We start from the raw sequence: 17,457 nt of genomic DNA, 5'->3' as shown, positions 1-17,457 counted from the left end.
GCCCGGAGTACGCGGCACGGTCGCGATCCCCTCCCCCGGCAGCCTCAGGCCGGCGGGACGGACGGGCAGGCGCCGGGGAAAGCAACGATTCCGTCGACAACCGCTGAGGAAGCGCGAAAGGGGCACCCATGGAATCAGGGGTGCCCTTCGACGAGGGTCCGGTGCACGACGGGCCGGGACGAGGGTCAGGCCGCGGGCGCCGATTGCGGGGCCGCGGCGGCCCACTCCAGGACGAGCCGCTGGTACTCCTCGCGCTGCTCGACGCTCAGTGTCCCGCCCGACCGGCGCCACAGCGCGCGGATCTCCTCGTTGACCTCGTCAGCCGATCGCTCGGATGAGGTTTCAACAGTGGTGGACATGCTGTGAAGCATACGTCGCCAGACGTGAAGACGATGTGAGTAATCATGAGCTAAACGGTCATTTCGGACAGTGTTACTGATCACGTCCATCTCCCGGTAAACGTGAGGCTGTTCACATCAGCCGCCTGCGAGTACCTTTCGCCGCCGGGAAGTTCACCGTCACTCACGCTTCGGCCGATCCCAGCACCAGCACCTTGATGGCCAACACGGCCGCGCCGCGGGCCCAGTCGTGGAAGTCGGACACCTTTGTCTCCAGGCCGACCGGCGCGGCGAGCGGATGCCTGTGCTCGCGCACCGTCTCCTCGACCCTCTTCCCGGCCACGTCCATCAGCCCGACCCCCTCCCCAGCGAGCAGGATCTTCTGCGGCATCACGAAGTTGGAGATCTGCGCGACGAGCGTGCCCAGGGCTCGCGCCGCCTCGTCGACGATCCGGGCGGGCATCGGGTCGCCCGCGGCGGCCCCCGCGAGGATCTCCTCGTAGGTCCGGTCCTCGCCGGTGGCGGCCCGGACCTGGTAGCGGATGCTGGGAATGGTCAGCAGCGAGACGGCGCTGCCACGCCTGCCGTCGGGGGTGAGCGGCCCGTTGGAGTCGACGATCCAGTGCCGGCCGAAGCCGCGGTCCTCCTCGGCGAAGGGCACCCGCTTGCCGCCCAGGACCAGGCCGTAGCCCAGACCGGCGCCGATGGTGAGGACGACGAAGCGGTCAAGGCCGCGCCCGGCGCCGAACCAGGTCTCCGCCTCGACGAGCGCCGCGACGTCGTTCTCGACGACAACCGGCAGGCCGGTGCGCTCCCCGACCAGGTCGGCCAGGGGGACGTCCCGCCACAGCAGGAAAGGAGATTCGCCGACCACGGCACGGTCCTGCACGAAGCCCCCGACTCCGATGCCGATCCCGGCGAGCCGGGGGTGACCCGCGGCCATCTCGACGGTCATCCCGGCCAGCACGTCGGCGACTTCGGCGGGGTCGTGGGTGGTGAGCCGGCGGTCGTGGCGGGCGACGATGTGGCTGCGAAGGGTGGTGACGACGCCGTAGACCATGTCCTCGGTGATCTTGAAGCCGAGGAAGAAGCCCGAGTCGGCGACGACGTCCAGCGGCTGCGAGGGGCGACCCTGGCGCGCCCCGGCAGGCACTCCCGCCTCGGGCACCTCGACCAGCAGGCCCGACTCGATCAGCGGCTTGGTCAGGCGGGTGAGGCTGCCGGCCGACAGGCCCAGCCTGCGGGCGAGTTCCGCGCGGGACAGCGGGCCGTGGACGAGCACCTCGATCGCCACGGAGCGCTCCCCCGGGCTCAGCGGCAGCCAGCCGGCGGTGCCTTCGGTCATGAAGGTCGGACTCCCCTCACCCATTTTTTTTCACACCGAAATCAACAGGACCACTCTAGGCTGATGTCGGATCCTGGGAAAAGATGTTTGCAGGCCCCTTGACGCAGCAATTGTTTCGCACCAAAAGTAAGTCCCGCCATGAGGACGAACCGCCGCAGCGAGGGAGTCTCCCGATGACCATCGCCTCCAGCAGTCCTCCTTCACGTCTGCCCTCGGGCGGCGCGGCGGAGGCCATCAGCAGGACCCGGACGCGACGGGGGGTGTCCGGCGAGGACCGGGGGGACGGCCGGCTGGCCGCCCTCTTCATCGCACCGGCGATGCTCGGTTTCCTGGTCTTCCTGCTCTGGCCGACCCTGCGGGGCGTCTATCTGAGCTTCACCCGCTTCAACCTGCTGACGCCGGCGGAGTGGGTGGGCCTGGACAACTACGTCCGCATGGTCAACGACCCCATCTTCTGGAACTCCCTCTGGGTCACCGTCGAGTACGTCGTCATCAACATCGGCGTCCAGACGGTCGCGGCGCTCGCCATGGCCGTCCTGCTCCAGCGGCTGACCCAGTCGGCGATGCTGCGCGGGATCGTGCTGACGCCGTATCTGATGTCGAACGTCGTGGCCGGTCTGGTGTGGTTGTGGATCCTCGACGCCCAGCTCGGCATCGGCAACGAGATCATCAGCGGCCTCGGCGTGGACCGCATCCCGTTCCTCGCCGACGAGACCTGGGCGATACCGACCATCGCGCTCATCAACGTCTGGCGGCACGTGGGGTACACGGCCCTGCTGCTGTTCGCCGGTCTGCAGGCCATCCCGGGCGACATGTACGAGGCGGCCAGGGTGGACGGCGCGAGCGAGTGGCGGATGTTCTGGCGGATCACCATGCCGCTGCTGCGGCCGGTGCTCGCGGTCGTGCTGATCATGACGGTGATCGGTTCGTTCCAGGTCTTCGACACCGTCGCCGTGACCACCGCGGGCGGCCCGGCGAACGCGACCAACGTCCTGCAGTACTACATCTACGGCTCCGCCTTCGGCCGCTTCCAGTTCGGCTACGCCTCGGCCATGTCCGTCGCCCTGCTCGTCGTGCTGAGCGCCATCACCGTCCTCCAGTACCGGCTCACCCGGGCCGGGCGGACCGACCTCGGCTGAGAAGGGAGACACCGCCATGGCTGCCGTAGCGACAACACCGACGACCACCACGCCGGCGACCCCGCGGCCGGTGCGGCGCAGGTTCTCCTTCGGGCGGGCCGCCGCCTGGACCGTGATGGGGCTGATCGTCCTCATCACCCTGCTGCCGTTCTACTGGATCCTGCGCACCGCGCTGTCCACCAACGCGGGCCTGAACACCGACCCCACCAACCCGCTGCCGGCGGACCTCACCACCAGCGGCTTCGAACGGGCCCTGGGCCTGCAGTCGGCCGAGGAGGCCGTCGCGCAGGGCGGCGCGGGCGGCGGACTGGAGTTCTGGCGCTACCTGCTCAACTCGGTGCTGGTGTCGACCCTGATCACCGGGTGCCAGATCTTCTTCTCCGCGATGGCCGCGTACGCCTTCTCCCGGCTGCGCTGGCGGGGCCGGGACAAGGTGTTCGGGCTGTTCCTGGCCGGGATGATGGTGCCGGCCATCTTCACACTGCTGCCGAACTTCGTGCTCATCAAGCAACTGCACCTGATCGACACGCTCCTCGGCATCGCCCTGCCCACCATGTTCATGACGCCGTTCGCGGTGTTCTTCCTGCGCCAGTTCTTCATGAACATCCCGAAGGAGGTCGAGGAGGCCGCGCTGCTCGACGGCGCCGGGAAGATCAAGATCTTTTTCCGGGTGGTCCTGCCGATGGCGTCCACGCCGATCGTCACGCTGGGCGTGCTGACCTACATCACTTCCTGGAACGACTACTTCTGGCCGCTGATGGTCTCCTACAGCGACAGCTCGCGCGTGCTGACCGTGGCGCTCGCGGTGTTCCGGGCGCAGACCCCGGCGACCGGCGTCGACTGGTCCGGGCTCATGGCGGCGACGCTGATCGCCGCGCTGCCGATGCTGGTGCTGTTCGCCTGCTTCGCCCGCCGCATCGTCAGCTCCATCGGCTTCACCGGGATCAAGTAAGGGGACTGTGATGCGAATTCGACTTCGTCCGCTCGTCGCGGCGACCGGAGCGCTGGCGCTGTCCCTGGTCAGCGGGTGCGCACAAGGAGGCGCCGCCGGATCCTCCGCCCACACGGTCACGTACTGGCTGTGGGACGCCAACCAGCTGCCCGCCTACCAGGCCTGTGCCAAGGGGTTCGCGAAGGAGAACCCCGGGCTGAAGGTGAAGATCACGCAGCTGGGCTGGAGCGACTACTGGACCAAGCTCACCGCCGGGTTCATCGCGGGCACCGCGCCGGACGTGTTCACCGACCACATCCAGAACTTCGGCCAGTTCGCCGATCTGAAGGTCCTCGAACCGCTCGACGACCTCGGCGTCGAGAACTCCGACTATCAGCCGGGCCTCGCCGCCAACTGGGTCGGCAAGGACGGCCACCGTTACGGCACTCCCAAGGACTGGGACACCGTCTCGCTGTTCTACAACTCGAAGATGGCCGAGGCGGCCGGCCTCACCGCCGACCAGCTGAACAGCCTCTCCTGGAACCCGAAGGACGGCGGCACCTTCGAGAAGGCCATCGCCCGTCTCACGATCGACAGGAACGGCAAGCGCGGCGACGAGCCGGGCTTCGACAGGAACAACGTCAAGGTGTACGGCCTGGCCACGGGCGGCGGCGGCTTCGGCGACGGCCAGACACAGTGGAGCCCCTTCACCGGCTCGGCCGGGTGGAACTACCTGAACAAGCCGCGCTGGGGCACGAAGTACCAGTACGACAGCAAGACCTTCCAGTCGGTCGTCAAGTGGTACTTCGGTCTGGCGAAGAAGGGCTACATGCCACCCCTGTCGGACTACAACATCCAGTCCAACCAGCAGAACACGCAGATCGCCGCGGGCAAGGCGGCCACCGCCTTCGACGGGGCCTGGATGATCTCCACCTACGCGGGCTTCAAGGGCCGGGACATGAAGACCGCCCTGACGCCGGCCGGCCCGACCGGCAAGCGCGCCACCATGATGAACGGCCTCGCCGACTCCGTCACCAAGGGCTCCAAGAACAAGGCGGGCGCGAAGAAGTGGGTGGCCTACCTGGCCTCCGACCGGTGCCAGTCCGTCGTCGGCGGGTACGGCGTCGTCTTCCCCGCGACCAGGGCCGGCACCGAGGCCGCCGTCGCCGCCTACCGGAAGAAGGGCATCGACGTCTCGTCGTTCACCGAGCCCGTCGCCGACAAGAAGCACTTCCGGACCTTCTCGTACCCGATCGCCAGCTACTCGGCCGACATGACGGCGCTCATGCAGCCGGCGATGGAGGACATCTACGGCAACGGGAAGCCCGTGAGCAGCCTCGACCAGACCAACGACCAGATCAACCTCATCCTCTCCCAGTGAAGGACACGCGCTCCATGACCTTCTCCATCGGCATCGTCGGCGCCGGCCAGTTCTCCGGCCAGTTCGCCACGCTGTTCCAGGCCCACCCCGGCGTCGGCGACGTCCACGTCACCGACCTGCTGCCCGAGAGGGCCGGGCAACTCGCCTCCGCCCAGGGGCTGGCGGGCACCTTCCCGTCCTACCAGGCCATGCTGGAGTCGGAGGACGTCGACGCCGTCGCGATCTTCACCCAGCGCTGGACGCACGGGCCGCTGGTGCTCCAGGGCCTGAACGCCGGCAAGCACGTGTACTCCGCGGTCCCGATGGCCATCAGCACGGAGGAGATCGCCGCGATCATCGACGCGGTCAAGGCCACCGGGCTGACCTACATGATGGGCGAGACCAGCGAGTACAACCCGGCCACGGTCCACGCCCGCAACCAGATCGCCGAGGGCGCCTTTGGGCGGCTGTTCTACGCCGAGGGCGACTACGTCCACGACATGGACCTGGGCTTCTACGAGGCCTACCGGTACAGCGGCGGCGAGAACTGGAAGGCGACCGCCAGCTATCCCCCGCTGCTGTACCCGACGCACGCGATCGGCGGGGTGCTGGGCGCCTGGAAGACGCACGCGGTGAGCGTGTCGGCGATCGGTGTCACCGACGACCGGGGCGACGGCGTCTTCGACAAGGACGTCAGCCAGTTCGGCAACGACGTCTCCAACGCCACCGCGCTGTTCGAGGTGGCGGGCGGCGGTTCGTTCCGTACCAACGAGTTCCGGCGGGTCGGCTACCCGTCGCACATACGGGAGTCGCGTTTCCGGTTCTTCGGCACCGAGGCGAGCATGGAGCAGCTCGCCACGGTGGCCCTGTGGCAGGACAAGCAGGGGGTGAAGGACATCAGCGAACTGCTGGAGCCCAAGCCCACCATGGCGCCCGACGACCCCTCGCTGCAGCACATCGCACCGGAGTTGCGGGCCGCCTTCACCTCCGGGTCGGCGCCCGTGCACGACCGGGCGCGGCTGCCGCGGGAGTTCGACCACCTCCACAACGGCCACGAGGGCAGCCACCACTTCCTGGTGGACGACTTCGTCACCGCGGTCAACAACCGCACGCTGCCGTCGGTGAATGCCTGGGTGGCGGCCCGCTACACCCTGCCGGGCATCGTCGCGCACGAGTCCGCGCGGCAGGGCGGAGTCAGGCTGGAAATCCCGGACTTCGGGGACGCGCCGCAGTAGGAGGCGCCGCGTGCGAGCCGGGTGCCGGTATCAGGTGCCCGGCTTGCGGCCGTACACGAAGACGTCGTCGCCCTTCTTCAGCAGCGACCAGTACTTCTTGGCGTCGGTCTTCGTCATGTTGGTGCAGCCGTGCGAGCCCGGCGGGTTCCACATGCTGACCCCGACCGAGTGGAAGGCCTGGCCGCCGTCGAAGAACTGCGCGTAGGGCATCGGCACGTGGTAGATGGACGACACGTGGTCGATGTTGCGCCAGTAGATCTTCTTCAGGCCGGTGCGGGTCTCGTAGCCGTTGCGGCCGGTGCGGACCGGGACGGGGCCGTAGACGAGCTTCTTGCCGTCCTGGATCCAGCTCAGCTGGAGCGTGAGGTTCACGCAGGCGATCCGGCCCTTGTTGACCGGGCACTTGCCGTCCTTGTTCGGGGTCTTCCCGACGGCCTTCTGCTTCTGCATCAGGTCCATCACGCCCCAGGTGACGGAGCCGGCGTAGCCGATGTTCGGGGAGATGCCGTGCTTGGTCTGGAAGGCCTTGATGGCCTTGCAGTCGGCGGCGGACTGCTTGCCGTCGACCGGACGGCCGAGAAACTTCTCCACCTTCTTCTGGTACGGGCCGGCCTGCGTGGTGCAGCTCGCGGCCTGGGCCGGTGCGGCGCCGAGTGCGAGCGTGAGCGGTGCCACCAGTCCGGTGATCCCCAGTGCGACGGCGCTCCGTCTGCGTACGTCCCCCATGGCTGGTCATGCCCTTTCGCGAATGCGGTTCTGCGATGTCTGCCAGCTAGACGGACGGAGGGCGGTTCCGGTTGTGCGATCGGCCGGGCTGGGACGGAACGGTGACATTCCTCGTGGGGCGGCGCGGGATCGCGGGGCACCATGGACGGACTAAACGGACAAATTAAACCGACGGCATAAGTTGCACATATACGCTTACAACGTAAGGTTATGGATATGACCTAGTCCCTCCAGTGGTTCGGAGCACGTGATGACCGAGACACCCTCTCCCGCAACAGCGGCGACGCCCGTCGCACCGCAGGAAGTCCCCCGGGTGATCGTGCTCGTGCCCGCATACAAGGAGGTGGATTCCCTGCCCCGGGTGCTGGAGGCGCTGCGGGGGCAGACGCGGCCCGCGGACCGCGTCATCGTGACGCTCGATCCGCACAGCGACAGCCGCCGGACCGCCGACCTGGAGCGCATCGCCCGGACGGGCGGGGCCGAGGTCTGGCACTCCGTCGGCAACCGGCACAAGAAGGCCGGCAACCTCAACGGAGCGCTCAGCAGACTGCTGCCGGTCGTCTCCGATCAGGACGCGATCCTCGTCCAGGACGCGGACACCTTTCTGGACCCCCAGTTCATCGAGGTCACCGCCAGGAAAATGGGTCAGGGGTACGGCGCGGTCGGCGGCACCTTCCGTGGTCGCGCCGGGGGCCGGCTGTGCGGGACGTTCCAGCGCAACGAGTTCGCCCGGTACGCCCGCGACACCGCACGCAAGCAGGGCAAGGTGCTGTGCCTGACCGGCACCGCCTGCCTGTTCCGGGCCGGAGCCCTGAAGGACGTCCTCCAAGCCCGGAGAGCCGGCCGGCTCCCTCGGGCCGAGGGCGTCTACGACACGAAGGCGCTGACCGAGGACAACGAGCTCACCCTGGCCCTGAAGCACCTCCACCACCGCATCGTCGCCCCGTCGCGGGCCACCATGACCACGGAGGTCATGGAGAGCTGGCGGGCCCTTGCCAAGCAGCGGCTGCGCTGGAAGCGCGGCGCGTTGGAGAACCTGATCGACTACGGCCTGACGCGCTACACCACGGAAGGCTGGGCCAGACAGCTCGTGGCGTTCCTGGGGGCCTCGGTGTCGACTGCCTACCTGGCTTCGGTCGTCTGGTTCCTCGCCATCGGCACGGGAGTGCGGATCGCTCCGTTCTGGATCGCCTTCACGGCGTTCTACGCCATCGAACGGGCGATCACCGTGAAATCACGCGGCTGGCGCGCCTCGATCGCCTCGATGCTGGTCCTGCCCGAGTGGTTCTACGACCTGTTCCTCCAGGGCGTCCACCTCCGTGCGCTCGCGGACACGGCTCTGCGAAGGGACCGCGCTTGGTGACACACGGACGACTCGCACACGAAGTTCCACGACGAAATCTCACGGCGAAAGGAAAAGATCATGGCGAACTATGCAGGCGCAGGCACCACAGCGGCCGGAACCACCGGGGCCGGGCTGCTGCCGGTCACCGGGGGCCCCGGAAGTGTCTGGTTCTGGGTCGTCGTCTTCGTGCTGATCTCGGCGGGATGCGCCGCACTGCGGCTGATACCGCGCAAGGTCAGGGACGACGCCTGACGAGGTCGCCGAGGCGGGGCCACGGGAGTGGCCCCACCCCCCATGCGGGAGGTCCGACATGAGAAGGGTGCTCCGGTTTCTGGGCGTCGGTCTGATTCTCGCCGGCCTGGCCCTGGGCGGCGTCAAGATCTTCCAGGACCGGCAGGCGGACGACGCCTACGGCCACACGCAGCAGGCGCTGCGCGAAGATCTCAGGCGATCGGACGCCCCACCGCGGAAGGCCCGTGCGGAGGGACCCGGACCACGCGAGGGCAAGGCCTTCGCCGTGCTGCGCGTCCCCCGGTTCGGTGACCGGTTCGCACCGGTGATCGTCCAGGGCGTCTCACCGCAGGCGCTGCAGAAGGGCCCCGGGCACTTCCCACGGACGGCGCTGCCGGGTGAGACGGGCAACTTCGCGGTGGCCGGTCACCGGACGGGCTGGGGACAGCCCTTCAACCGGCTCACGGAGCTGCGGCGGGGTGACACGATCGATGTCGAGTGGCGGGGGACGACCTATACCTACCGGGTCACCCGCAGCAAGGTCGTGGAGCCCTCCGACGTCGGCGTCCTCCTTCCGGTGCCCGGCAAGCCGGGAACCCGGCCCGACAAGGCCCGGATCACCCTCATCACCTGCACGGACCGCGGGTGGGACGGCAGGTATGTCCACCGGTTCGTCGTGTGGGGCGAACTGCAGAGGTCATGACGGGTGAGCGGGAACTGCGCGAAGGAGGCGGACGATGGTGGACGGCGCGGGGCCCGGGGGTGACGAGGACGGACGTCCCGGCAGGCTCAGCCGCGAGCGGGTTCTCGCCACGGCCCTGGAGCTGGTCGACCGCGACGGCCTGTCGGCACTGACCATGCGCCGTCTGGGAGCCGAACTCGGTGTGGAGGCCATGTCCCTGTACCGCTACGCGCCGGGCAAGACAGCGCTGCTGGACGGGGTGGTGGAGGCCCTGTTCCTGGAGCTGGAGGAGCGGCTCGCCGAGGCGGAACCGGCGGCGGTGACCGCGAGCCTCGGGTGGCGGGCCGAACTGCACCACATCGCCCGGATCACCTACGAGGCCTGTCTCGACCATCCTCAGGTGGCACCGCTGATCTTCACGCGCTTCACCGAGGTGCCGCTGGCGCGCCGGGCGCCGGCGGTCCTGCGGGATCACGAACGCGTGCTCGACGCGCTCTGGGACGCCGGTCTCGAGGAGACCCGTTCCGCCCTGGTCCTGCGCGCCGTCACCGCCTGGGTCCTCGGGTACGTCTCCGTGGAGCTACGGGCCGTGGTGGACAACCCGAAGGAGCCGGACCCGGCGTTCCGGCTCGGTCTGTACCGCCTGCCGTCGGAGGAGTTGCCGCGGCTCCGGGCGACCGCGCCCGCCCTTGCCGAGCGGGGCGGCCCGGAGGGCCTGGCGGCCGGGCTGGACGCGCTGCTCGACCGCTTCGTCGAAAGGGGCCTGTGACGGTCCCGCAGCGCGCCCGCGTCACCGGTGGTCCGTCACCGGTAGCCGGTGACGTCCGCGGGCTTCCCCGCGTCCTGGACCTCCACCAGGTAGCGCCAGGCGTCCGGACGGGAGCCGTCGAGGTCGGTGAAGCCGTACACCCGGGCGAGTCCGCCGCTGGACAGCGACCGGCCGTTCCAGCGCGACACCTCCTCGTCGGCGGCGAGCGCGGCCACGGCCCGGCCCACATAGTGGGGTGTCTCGGAGATGGCGAAGTGGGGGACGCGTTCCAGGGCGTCGCGCCAGTTCTCCTCCCGCACCCCGAAGCCGTCCAGCATCAGCTCCGAGCGCAGCCAGCCGGGGGTGAGGGCCACGGCGGTGGCGCCGCGCGGACCGAGCTCGTGACCCAGGGCGAAGGCCATGCGCAGCACGGAGGCCTTGGCGAGGTCGTAGAAGAAGTTCACGCGGTAGTTCCGGGCGTTGTAGTCGGCGGTGCCGTCGGTGACCTCGACGACCAGGCCACCGGGGTTGCGCAGCAGCAGGGGCAGGGCGTGGTGGCTGGTGACGGCGTGCGTCTCCACGGCGAGCCTCAGCAGACGCAGTCCGTTGTCGAGGTCGTGCTCCCACAGCGGGGTGTCCCACTCGAAGAGCTTTTCGCCGCCCCAGATGTCGTTCACCAGGACGTCGAGGCGGCCCTGCTCGTCGGCGATGCGGTCCACGAGTGCCCGGACCTGCGCCGGGTCGAGGTGGTCGGTGGGGACGGCGACACCCCGGCCGCCGGCGGCGGTGACCAGGTCGGCGGTGTCCTCGACGGTCTCGGGCCGGTCGTACTCCGAGCGGCGGGCGCGGGTGGTGCGGCCCGTGACATAGACCGTGGCGCCGGCCGCACCGAGTTCCACGGCGATCCCCCGCCCGGCGCCCCGGGTCGCACCGGCGACCAGTGCGACCCTGCCTTGCAACGGAGCTGACATGTCCGACCTCCCGTGACGGTGACTGCGTGCCGCCTCCAGGGTCACGGGTAAGCCGGACATCTCCTGTCGCCTTTTACGGGCGACACGCGGTCGGCGCCAGGGGCGGCACACGATCAGTGGCCCCTGGCGATCCACTCCTCCAGGTGCGGGGACTCCGCGCCGATCGTCGTGGAAGCGCCGTGGCCGGTGCGGACCGTCGTCTCGGGCGGCAGGGCGAGCAGCCGGTCGCGGATCGAGTCGATGATCGTCGGGAAGTGCGAGAAGGACCGGCCGGTGGCGCCGGGGCCGCCCTGGAACAGGGTGTCGCCGGTGAAGACGGTGCCCAGTCCCGGGTCGTAGAGGCAGACGGCACCGGGCGCGTGCCCCGGGGTGTGCAGGACCCGGAGGTCGGCGCCGCCGGCCTCGATGGTCTGGCCGTCGACCAGCCAGGCGTCCGGCTCGCGGTCCGGGTGGGTCTGCTTCCACAGCGGCAGGTCGTCGCGGTGCAGCCAGATGGTGGCGCCGGTGCGCTCGGCGAGCGCGGGGGCGGCGTCGATGTGGTCGTTGTGGGCGTGCGTGCAGACGATGGCGGTGAGCCGGCGGTCCCCGACGGCCTCGGCGATGGCGTCGGCGTCGTGGGCGGCGTCGATGACGATCGCCTCGTGGTCGTCGCCGACGATCCACACGTTGTTGTCGACGTCCCAGGTGCCGCCGTCGAGGCTGAACTGGCCTGAGGTGACGAGGTGTTCGATGCGCGTGGCCATCACAGCACCACCACCGAGCGCAGCACGTCGCCGTGGTGCATCCGCTCGAAGGCCTTCTCCACCTCGTCGAGCTGAATCGTCTCCGTGACGAACGCGCCGAGGTCCAGGCGCCCCTGCAGATGCAGGTCGATCAGCATGGGGAAGTCGCGGGAGGGCAGGCAGTCGCCGTACCAGCTGGACTTCAGGGACCCGCCGCGGCCGAAGACGTCGAGCAGCGGCAGTTCGAGTTTCATCTCGGGCGTGGGGACGCCGACGAGGACGACGGTGCCGGCGAGGTCGCGGGCGTAGAAGGCCTGCTGGTAGGTCTCGGGGCGGCCCACGGCCTCGATGACGACGTCGGCGCCGAAGCCTCCGGTGAGTTCGCGGACGGCCTCGACCGGGTCGATCTCGCGGGAGTTGACCGTGTGCGTCGCGCCCATGGAGCGCGCGGTCTCCAGCTTGCGGTCGTCGATGTCGACGGCGATGATCGTCGCCGCTCCGGCCAGCCGCGATCCGGCGACGGCCGCGTCGCCGACCCCGCCGCAGCCGATGACGGCGACCGAGTCCCCCCGGCCGACGTTCCCGGTGTTGATCGCGGCGCCGATGCCGGCCATCACACCGCAGCCCAGCAGCCCGGCCACCTGCGGGGCCACGCCCGGGTCGACCTTGGTGCACTGCCCGGCCGCGACCAGGGTCTTCTCCGCGAAGGCGCCGATGCCGAGGGCCGGGGACAGCTCCTGGCCGGTGGAAGCGAGGGTCATCTTCTGCTGTGCGTTGTGGGTGTCGAAGCAGTACCAGGGGCGCCCGCGCAGACAGGCCCGGCACTTCCCGCACACCGCACGCCAGTTGAGGATCACGAAGTCACCGGGTTCGACGTCGGTGACGCCGGGGCCGACCGCCTCGACCACGCCCGCGGCCTCGTGGCCGAGCAGGAACGGGAACTCGTCGTTGATGCCGCCCTGCTTGTAGTGCAGGTCGGTGTGGCACACCCCGCAGGCCTGCACCTGCACCACGGCCTCGCCCGGGCCGGGGTCGGGCACCACGACCGTCTCGATCCGCACCGGCTCGTCCTTGCCGGGGGCGATCACGCCGCGTACTTCCTGGGCCATGCTGCTGACTCCTTCGTCGGCCGGGGTCCGTTCCCTTCCGACCCTACGCGCGACTGATCGGTAGGGGGCGCGGACCGGCCGTCCCGTTCTGCTCGAAAAGGGCAGGCCGCGCGGGTCGGGGGCGACGTAGCCTGAACGCTCCGCCGACGCCGAGGGAGCGCCGTGAGCATCGCAGAGACCGGGACCGCCACACCCCCGTGGCGACAGCTCCTCGGATACGTACGGCCGCACCGCTGGTCCCTGTTCGCCGGCGCGCTGCTCTCCCTGGTCACCGGGGCGACCGGGCTGCTGCTGCCGCTGGTGGCGCGCGACCTGATCGACGACCTGTCGCACGAGCGGGCCATCACCGGTGCCCTGCTGGCGATGTCGGCCCTGGTCGTGGCCAACGCGGCGCTGGGCGCGCTGGGTTCGTACGTGCTGACCCGCACCGCCGAGTCGGTGGTGCTCGGCGCTCGGCGGGCGCTGTCGTCGTATCTGCTGCGGCTGCGGATCACCGCCGTGGACCGCAGCGAACCGGGTGACCTGATGGCCCGCATCACCTCCGACACCACCCTGCTGCGCGCGGTCACCACCGACTCGCTGGTCGGCCTGGGCACGGGCGGGCTGACACTCGTCGCCACGGTGGTGATGATGGGCCTGGTGGACGCCGTGCTGCTGGGCGTCACCCTGGCCGTGATCCTCGGTGCCGGCGTGGTCCTCGGGGTGATCGTGCCACGCATCAACAAGGCGAGCCGTGAGGCGCAGAACGCGGTGGGGGTCATGGGTGCCTCCCTGGAACGGATCCTGGGCGCGCTGCGCACCGTGAAGGCGTCCGGCGCGGAGCACCGGGAGGAGCGGACGCTGCACGAGGCGGCGCAGGAGTCGTGGCGCCAGAGCGTGCGGGCCGCCAAGTGGTCGGCCGCCGCGGGCAACACGGCGGGGCTGTCCATGCAGGTCGCATTCATCACGGTCCTCGCCGTGGGCGGCGCCCGGGTGGCGACCGGCGCGGTCGACGTGGGCACCCTGGTGGCGTTCCTGCTGTACGTCTTCTACCTGATGTCGCCGATCCAGCAGGTCGTCGGTGCCATCACGCAGTACCAGACGGGTGCTGCGGCCCTGACCCGCATCGAGGAGGCGCTGCGCCTTCCCGCCGAACCGGCCGCCGAGGCGGCCGGGCTGCCCGAGCCCGGCACGCGGCCCGCCGCCGTCGCCTTCGACGACGTCCGCTTCCGGTACGCCGAGGACCTGCCCTACGTCCACCACGGCGTGACGTTCACCGTGCCCGCGCAGGGTATGACGGCCTTCGTCGGCCCGTCCGGCGCCGGCAAGACCACCGTCTTCTCGCTGATCGAGCGGTTCTACGACCCCGAGTCCGGCGTGATCACCCTGGACGGGCGGGACCTGGACGACTGGGAGCTGCCCGGGCTGCGTGCCGCGATCGGCTACGTGGAGCAGGACGCGCCGGTCCTGTCGGGGTCCCTGCGGGAGAACCTGCTGCTGGGCAACCCGGAGGCGGACGAGGACGCCCTCGCACGGGTCCTCAAGACCACCCGCCTCGACGACCTGGTCGCCCGGCTGCCGGGTGGGCTGGACACCCTGGTCGGGCACCGCGGCACCAAGCTGTCCGGCGGTGAACGGCAGCGCGTCGCCATCGCCCGCGCGTTGCTGCGCCGCCCCCGGCTGCTGCTGCTCGACGAGGCGACCTCGCAGCTGGACGCGGTGAACGAGGCGGCGTTGCGCGACACCGTCGCGGATGTGGCCCGCACGACCACGGTCCTCGTCGTGGCGCACCGGCTGTCCACGGTGACGATGGCCGACCGGATCGTGGTGATGGACGCGGGCCGGGTCCGGGCGGTCGGCACGCACCGTGAGCTCGTGACGGCCGATCCGCTCTACGCGGAGCTGGCGGCGACGCAGTTCCTCGCCACGGCGGACTGACCCCGGACACACGTGAGGAGCGGGTCCGGGCGGGTTCTTGGCCTCCGCCTGGCCCGGGCACGTGTGAGGGGCGGGGCCGGGCGGGCTGTTCGCCTTTGCCGGGCCACGTCCGCCATCGGCGCGGCGAGGCCCGAGACGACCCCGCTGCGAGACCAACGGCGGCGCCGGTACGTCGTGTTGAGATCGTGCCCGTCGCGCCGCGAACGGGTCCCCGGCGGACACGGGCGGGCCGTTCCGCCCACCCGTCAGGACCGGCGCCCGGCTGGGCTTGCCGAGTCCGCCGGGCGGGAGGAACCTCGACAGGAGAGGCTTACGCGGCCCGCTCCCGCCGGGTCGCGGCCCTTCGAAGGAGGTCATCATGGGAACCGCCGCAGACCCCGCCTTCGACCGAGAGACCCTGCGCCAGGGCCTGGAAGGTCACACCCCGGACATCCTGCTCTCCCTCTACGCCGACGACGCCGAGATGCGCATCGTGGACCACACGACCCAGCCCAGCCACCCCAAGGTCCTGCAGGGGCGGGACGAGATCGGGCGGATGCTGGAGGACGTCTACAGCCGCGACATGTCGCACAAGCTGGAGCGCTGCGTGATCCAGGGCGACGAGGCCGCCTACAGCGAGAGCTGCCAGTACGCGGACGGGGTGCGCGTGCTGTCCGAGTCCATGCTGTCGCTGCGCGACGGCAAGATCACCGAGCAGACGCTGGTCCAGGCCTGGGACGAGTAGCGGGCGGGGCCGGAGGAATCCGTCTCCGTCACGACGCAAAGCGGTCGTCGCGCTCAGCGCATCCACGCGCTGTACGACATGACGTCACCCGCCTCGACACCGAAGGCGGGCTCCGGCCGGGTCAGGGTGCTTTCCAGCCCGAGCACCGCACCGGTGGCCGGGTCCATGAGCAGCATGCGGCGCACACCGCCGCTGTCGTTCACGTAGGCCTGGCCCCGGCGGCCCAGCCGGTCGGTCACCCGGCCGACCGGCCGCAGTCCGTCGGCGGCGGCCAGCAGCCGGGCGAGCGCCGCGCTCTCCCGTGCGCCGAGGGTCCAGTGGTCCAGCAGTGTCGCCATGGCGTCCAGCAGCTCAGGGGTGGTCAGCGGCGTGCCGGTGAACTGAGACTCCGTCAGGTAGCTGCGCAGCCGGGCCGGGTCCCGGGGCGGGGGTGAGTGGGGCGGGGCGTCGCTCCAGCTCGGCGGGTAGGTCCGGTCGAGCAGGACGTGGCCGTCGTCGACGAGATGCGGTTTGCCGCCCGCGTCCGAGAGGACCGGACGCCCGGGGTGCCTGGGGTCCGTGGCCACGACGAGTTCGGTGTGACTGTCGTCGGCCCTCCAGCGCACGATGCGCTCTTCGGGCAGGGTGATCGGGGGCTTGTCGTCCGACATGCCCAGGCTCCAGGACTGCACGTGTGTGCCCTTGCGCAGGCGGGGCGCGCCGGGGGCCTCGGCGGCGGCTGACGCCCGCTCGGCCATGCGGTTCAAAGGCACGGGTGTGGAGCCCGACTCGACCACCAGCGGGCGGGGCGCGGCGACCGCGGGTGGGGCGCTCGCGCCGCTCAGCACGAGGGTGAGGGTCAGCGCGGTGACGACGGCCGTGGCGACCAGGCCCCAGGCCAGCCGCTGCCGCCCGGACCCCGGCAGCCGCGGGCCCGGCCGACGGCCGGAGCGCAGGCCCCGCTGCGCCCGGTAACGGGCGGTCAGCAGGCCCCACCATCGTGCGCGCGTGCGGCCGGGGAGCGGCCCCGTTCGGCCCGGGAGCCGGTCCTCCGGCTCCCGCAGCAGCCGTTCCAGCCGGCGTTCGGCGTTGTGGTCGAGGGGACCGTCGCCGAAGCGGGGGCCGTCGGGCGGCACCGGGTCGGCGCCGCGCAGCAGTTCCAGTTCATCAGCCATGGCCGTGTTCCTTCGGGGCGGTCATGCAGGGGTGCTCGGCGGTCGGGGCCTCGGGACGCACACGGTCGATCTCGGCTCTGAGCCGGCGCCTGGCCCGGTGCAGCCGCATGGAGGCTGCACGGCTACCGCAGCCGAGGACGACGGCGACCTCGTCGACGCCGAGTTCCTCCCAGGCCGTCAGGCGCAGCACTTCCCGGTCGGCCGGGGAGAGCCTGGCGAGTGCCTCGTGCACCCAGCCGCCGGGAGTGTCGGCTTCGGGGCCCGCCGCGATGTGCCGTCCGTGCGCGGTGTCGTCGTTGCCGAGCCGGTCGACGAGCCGGCGGCGGCGTCCGTGGCCGCGCACCGCGTTGGCCAGGCAGTTGCGCGCCACGCCGTACAGCCAGGGCAGCGGGGAGGGCGGCAGGTCGGACCGGCGCCGCCAGGCCACCGTGAACACCTCCGCCACCACTTCCTCCACGTCGACGGCCCGTCCGTCCAGTCGCCGTGCGACATAGCGGCTGACCGCCCAGTAGTGCTCGCGGTAGGCAGCGGCGAAGATCTCGTCGTTGCTCATGTCCCGTTCGTGTCCGGCACTTTCTCGATCGTCACACCCGTCTTCGTGATTCTCGTCGCGCAGGTGAAGTGTGACGTCCGGGCGGGGCTCGGACACAGGCGGGGTATGAGGCACCTCAAGTGGCTGACGACCACGGATCACAAGACGATCGGCACGCTGTACCTGGCGACGTCGTTCGCGTTCTTCGTCATCGGCGGCGTGATGGCGCTGCTGATGCGCGCCGAGCT

General features: G+C 70.4%; 18 protein-coding genes. 10 read left to right on the top strand and 8 right to left on the bottom strand.

Going from position 1 to position 17,457, the window contains the following annotated elements:
- Window positions 1–185: 185 nt before the first annotated feature.
- Window positions 186–371, bottom strand: coding sequence for a hypothetical protein (locus ACIQU3_RS20015; protein ID WP_104788133.1), 186 nt, complete (start codon window positions 369–371; stop codon window positions 186–188).
- Window positions 372–522: 151 nt separating this feature from the next.
- A complete protein-coding gene (locus ACIQU3_RS20010) occupies window positions 523–1,683 on the bottom strand; it encodes an ROK family protein (RefSeq protein ID WP_403926775.1) in 1,161 nt (386 codons plus the stop codon).
- A 173-nt stretch (window positions 1,684–1,856) separates the two neighbouring features.
- Between ACIQU3_RS20010 and ACIQU3_RS20005 the strand changes: the two genes are divergently transcribed.
- From ACIQU3_RS20005 to ACIQU3_RS19990, 4 genes are read left to right on the top strand one after another with little or no spacing between them, the layout of a single operon-like run.
- Window positions 1,857–2,822, top strand: a complete 966-nt coding sequence (locus ACIQU3_RS20005; protein ID WP_403730582.1) for a carbohydrate ABC transporter permease — start codon at window positions 1,857–1,859, stop codon at window positions 2,820–2,822.
- Window positions 2,823–2,838: 16 nt separating this feature from the next.
- Window positions 2,839–3,774 carry a carbohydrate ABC transporter permease gene (locus tag ACIQU3_RS20000; protein WP_403926772.1) on the top strand — a complete coding sequence of 312 codons (936 nt, stop codon included), beginning with the start codon at window positions 2,839–2,841 and terminating at the stop codon, window positions 3,772–3,774.
- Between the two features lie 10 nt (window positions 3,775–3,784).
- Entirely contained in the window at window positions 3,785–5,134 is a 1,350-nt protein-coding gene (locus tag ACIQU3_RS19995; RefSeq protein WP_403730575.1) for an ABC transporter substrate-binding protein, read from the top strand.
- 14 nt (window positions 5,135–5,148) lie between these two features.
- Window positions 5,149–6,348, top strand: coding sequence for a Gfo/Idh/MocA family protein (locus ACIQU3_RS19990; protein WP_403730572.1), 1,200 nt, complete (start codon window positions 5,149–5,151; stop codon window positions 6,346–6,348).
- A gap of 30 nt (window positions 6,349–6,378) precedes the next feature.
- Here ACIQU3_RS19990 and ACIQU3_RS19985 read toward each other — a convergent pair whose 3' ends face one another.
- Entirely contained in the window at window positions 6,379–7,074 is a 696-nt protein-coding gene (locus tag ACIQU3_RS19985) for a L,D-transpeptidase family protein (protein WP_403730569.1), read from the bottom strand.
- A gap of 250 nt (window positions 7,075–7,324) precedes the next feature.
- Between ACIQU3_RS19985 and ACIQU3_RS19980 the strand changes: the two genes are divergently transcribed.
- Genes ACIQU3_RS19980 through ACIQU3_RS19965 form a run of 4 tightly spaced genes read left to right on the top strand, consistent with a single transcriptional unit; the run spans window position 7,325 to window position 10,101 of the window.
- Window positions 7,325–8,437 carry a glycosyltransferase gene (locus ACIQU3_RS19980; protein ID WP_403730566.1) on the top strand — a complete coding sequence of 371 codons (1,113 nt, stop codon included), beginning with the start codon at window positions 7,325–7,327 and terminating at the stop codon, window positions 8,435–8,437.
- A gap of 60 nt (window positions 8,438–8,497) precedes the next feature.
- Window positions 8,498–8,671 carry a hypothetical protein gene (locus ACIQU3_RS19975; protein WP_403730563.1) on the top strand — a complete coding sequence of 58 codons (174 nt, stop codon included), beginning with the start codon at window positions 8,498–8,500 and terminating at the stop codon, window positions 8,669–8,671.
- A 58-nt stretch (window positions 8,672–8,729) separates the two neighbouring features.
- Window positions 8,730–9,353, top strand: a complete 624-nt coding sequence (locus tag ACIQU3_RS19970) for a class E sortase (protein ID WP_403730558.1) — start codon at window positions 8,730–8,732, stop codon at window positions 9,351–9,353.
- 34 nt (window positions 9,354–9,387) lie between these two features.
- Window positions 9,388–10,101 (top strand): TetR/AcrR family transcriptional regulator, encoded by a 714-nt coding sequence (locus ACIQU3_RS19965; protein ID WP_403730554.1) that lies wholly within the window; start codon window positions 9,388–9,390, stop codon window positions 10,099–10,101.
- Between the two features lie 35 nt (window positions 10,102–10,136).
- On the opposite strand, the gene ACIQU3_RS19960 is transcribed toward ACIQU3_RS19965, so the two are convergent.
- From ACIQU3_RS19960 to ACIQU3_RS19950, 3 genes are all read right to left on the bottom strand, one after another.
- A complete protein-coding gene (locus tag ACIQU3_RS19960) occupies window positions 10,137–11,051 on the bottom strand; it encodes an SDR family oxidoreductase (protein WP_403730551.1) in 915 nt (304 codons plus the stop codon).
- A gap of 113 nt (window positions 11,052–11,164) precedes the next feature.
- The gene (locus ACIQU3_RS19955) at window positions 11,165–11,794 is read right to left on the bottom strand and encodes an MBL fold metallo-hydrolase (RefSeq protein WP_403730548.1); all 630 of its coding nucleotides are present in this window, start codon (window positions 11,792–11,794) and stop codon (window positions 11,165–11,167) included.
- The gene (locus ACIQU3_RS19950; protein WP_403730544.1) at window positions 11,794–12,882 is read right to left on the bottom strand and encodes an S-(hydroxymethyl)mycothiol dehydrogenase; all 1,089 of its coding nucleotides are present in this window, start codon (window positions 12,880–12,882) and stop codon (window positions 11,794–11,796) included. The genes ACIQU3_RS19955 and ACIQU3_RS19950 overlap by 1 nt, the downstream gene beginning before the upstream one ends.
- 162 nt (window positions 12,883–13,044) lie before the next feature.
- Here ACIQU3_RS19950 and ACIQU3_RS19945 point away from each other — a divergent pair, with 162 nt between their 5' ends.
- Together ACIQU3_RS19945 and ACIQU3_RS19940 are read left to right on the top strand one after the other, a co-directional pair.
- Window positions 13,045–14,799, top strand: a complete 1,755-nt coding sequence (locus tag ACIQU3_RS19945; RefSeq protein WP_403730539.1) for an ABC transporter ATP-binding protein — start codon at window positions 13,045–13,047, stop codon at window positions 14,797–14,799.
- A gap of 358 nt (window positions 14,800–15,157) precedes the next feature.
- Window positions 15,158–15,523: a nuclear transport factor 2 family protein gene (locus ACIQU3_RS19940; RefSeq protein ID WP_403730536.1), complete on the top strand. Its 366-nt coding sequence runs from the start codon at window positions 15,158–15,160 to the stop codon at window positions 15,521–15,523.
- A gap of 53 nt (window positions 15,524–15,576) precedes the next feature.
- On the opposite strand, the gene ACIQU3_RS19935 is transcribed toward ACIQU3_RS19940, so the two are convergent.
- Complete coding sequence (locus ACIQU3_RS19935; RefSeq protein ID WP_403926771.1) at window positions 15,577–16,677, bottom strand: CU044_5270 family protein; 1,101 nt, start codon at window positions 16,675–16,677, stop codon at window positions 15,577–15,579.
- Window positions 16,670–17,230 (bottom strand): RNA polymerase sigma factor, encoded by a 561-nt coding sequence (locus ACIQU3_RS19930; protein WP_403730528.1) that lies wholly within the window; start codon window positions 17,228–17,230, stop codon window positions 16,670–16,672. The genes ACIQU3_RS19935 and ACIQU3_RS19930 overlap by 8 nt, the downstream gene beginning before the upstream one ends.
- Between the last annotated feature and the right edge of the window lie 227 nt (window positions 17,231–17,457).

Source organism: Streptomyces sp. NPDC101110, from assembly GCF_044759525.1.
GTDB lineage: Bacteria > Actinomycetota > Actinomycetes > Streptomycetales > Streptomycetaceae > Streptomyces.
This window is presented reverse-complemented; position numbering and strand designations above follow the sequence as displayed.

Excerpts from the sequence above, each read along its gene's own strand:
- ACIQU3_RS20015 (WP_104788133.1), bottom strand. The coding sequence starts at position 371 with ATGCTTCACAGCATGTCCACCACTGTTGAAACCTCATCCGAGCGATCG.
- ACIQU3_RS20010 (WP_403926775.1), bottom strand. The coding sequence starts at position 1,683 with ATGACCGAAGGCACCGCCGGCTGGCTGCCGCTGAGCCCGGGGGAGCGC.
- ACIQU3_RS20005 (WP_403730582.1), top strand. The coding sequence starts at position 1,857 with ATGACCATCGCCTCCAGCAGTCCTCCTTCACGTCTGCCCTCGGGCGGC.
- ACIQU3_RS20000 (WP_403926772.1), top strand. The coding sequence starts at position 2,839 with ATGGCTGCCGTAGCGACAACACCGACGACCACCACGCCGGCGACCCCG.
- ACIQU3_RS19995 (WP_403730575.1), top strand. The coding sequence starts at position 3,785 with ATGCGAATTCGACTTCGTCCGCTCGTCGCGGCGACCGGAGCGCTGGCG.
- ACIQU3_RS19990 (WP_403730572.1), top strand. The coding sequence starts at position 5,149 with ATGACCTTCTCCATCGGCATCGTCGGCGCCGGCCAGTTCTCCGGCCAG.
- ACIQU3_RS19985 (WP_403730569.1), bottom strand. The coding sequence starts at position 7,074 with ATGGGGGACGTACGCAGACGGAGCGCCGTCGCACTGGGGATCACCGGA.
- ACIQU3_RS19980 (WP_403730566.1), top strand. The coding sequence starts at position 7,325 with ATGACCGAGACACCCTCTCCCGCAACAGCGGCGACGCCCGTCGCACCG.
- ACIQU3_RS19975 (WP_403730563.1), top strand. The coding sequence starts at position 8,498 with ATGGCGAACTATGCAGGCGCAGGCACCACAGCGGCCGGAACCACCGGG.
- ACIQU3_RS19970 (WP_403730558.1), top strand. The coding sequence starts at position 8,730 with ATGAGAAGGGTGCTCCGGTTTCTGGGCGTCGGTCTGATTCTCGCCGGC.
- ACIQU3_RS19965 (WP_403730554.1), top strand. The coding sequence starts at position 9,388 with ATGGTGGACGGCGCGGGGCCCGGGGGTGACGAGGACGGACGTCCCGGC.
- ACIQU3_RS19960 (WP_403730551.1), bottom strand. The coding sequence starts at position 11,051 with ATGTCAGCTCCGTTGCAAGGCAGGGTCGCACTGGTCGCCGGTGCGACC.
- ACIQU3_RS19955 (WP_403730548.1), bottom strand. The coding sequence starts at position 11,794 with ATGGCCACGCGCATCGAACACCTCGTCACCTCAGGCCAGTTCAGCCTC.
- ACIQU3_RS19950 (WP_403730544.1), bottom strand. The coding sequence starts at position 12,882 with ATGGCCCAGGAAGTACGCGGCGTGATCGCCCCCGGCAAGGACGAGCCG.
- ACIQU3_RS19940 (WP_403730536.1), top strand. The coding sequence starts at position 15,158 with ATGGGAACCGCCGCAGACCCCGCCTTCGACCGAGAGACCCTGCGCCAG.
- ACIQU3_RS19935 (WP_403926771.1), bottom strand. The coding sequence starts at position 16,677 with ATGGCTGATGAACTGGAACTGCTGCGCGGCGCCGACCCGGTGCCGCCC.
- ACIQU3_RS19930 (WP_403730528.1), bottom strand. The coding sequence starts at position 17,230 with ATGAGCAACGACGAGATCTTCGCCGCTGCCTACCGCGAGCACTACTGG.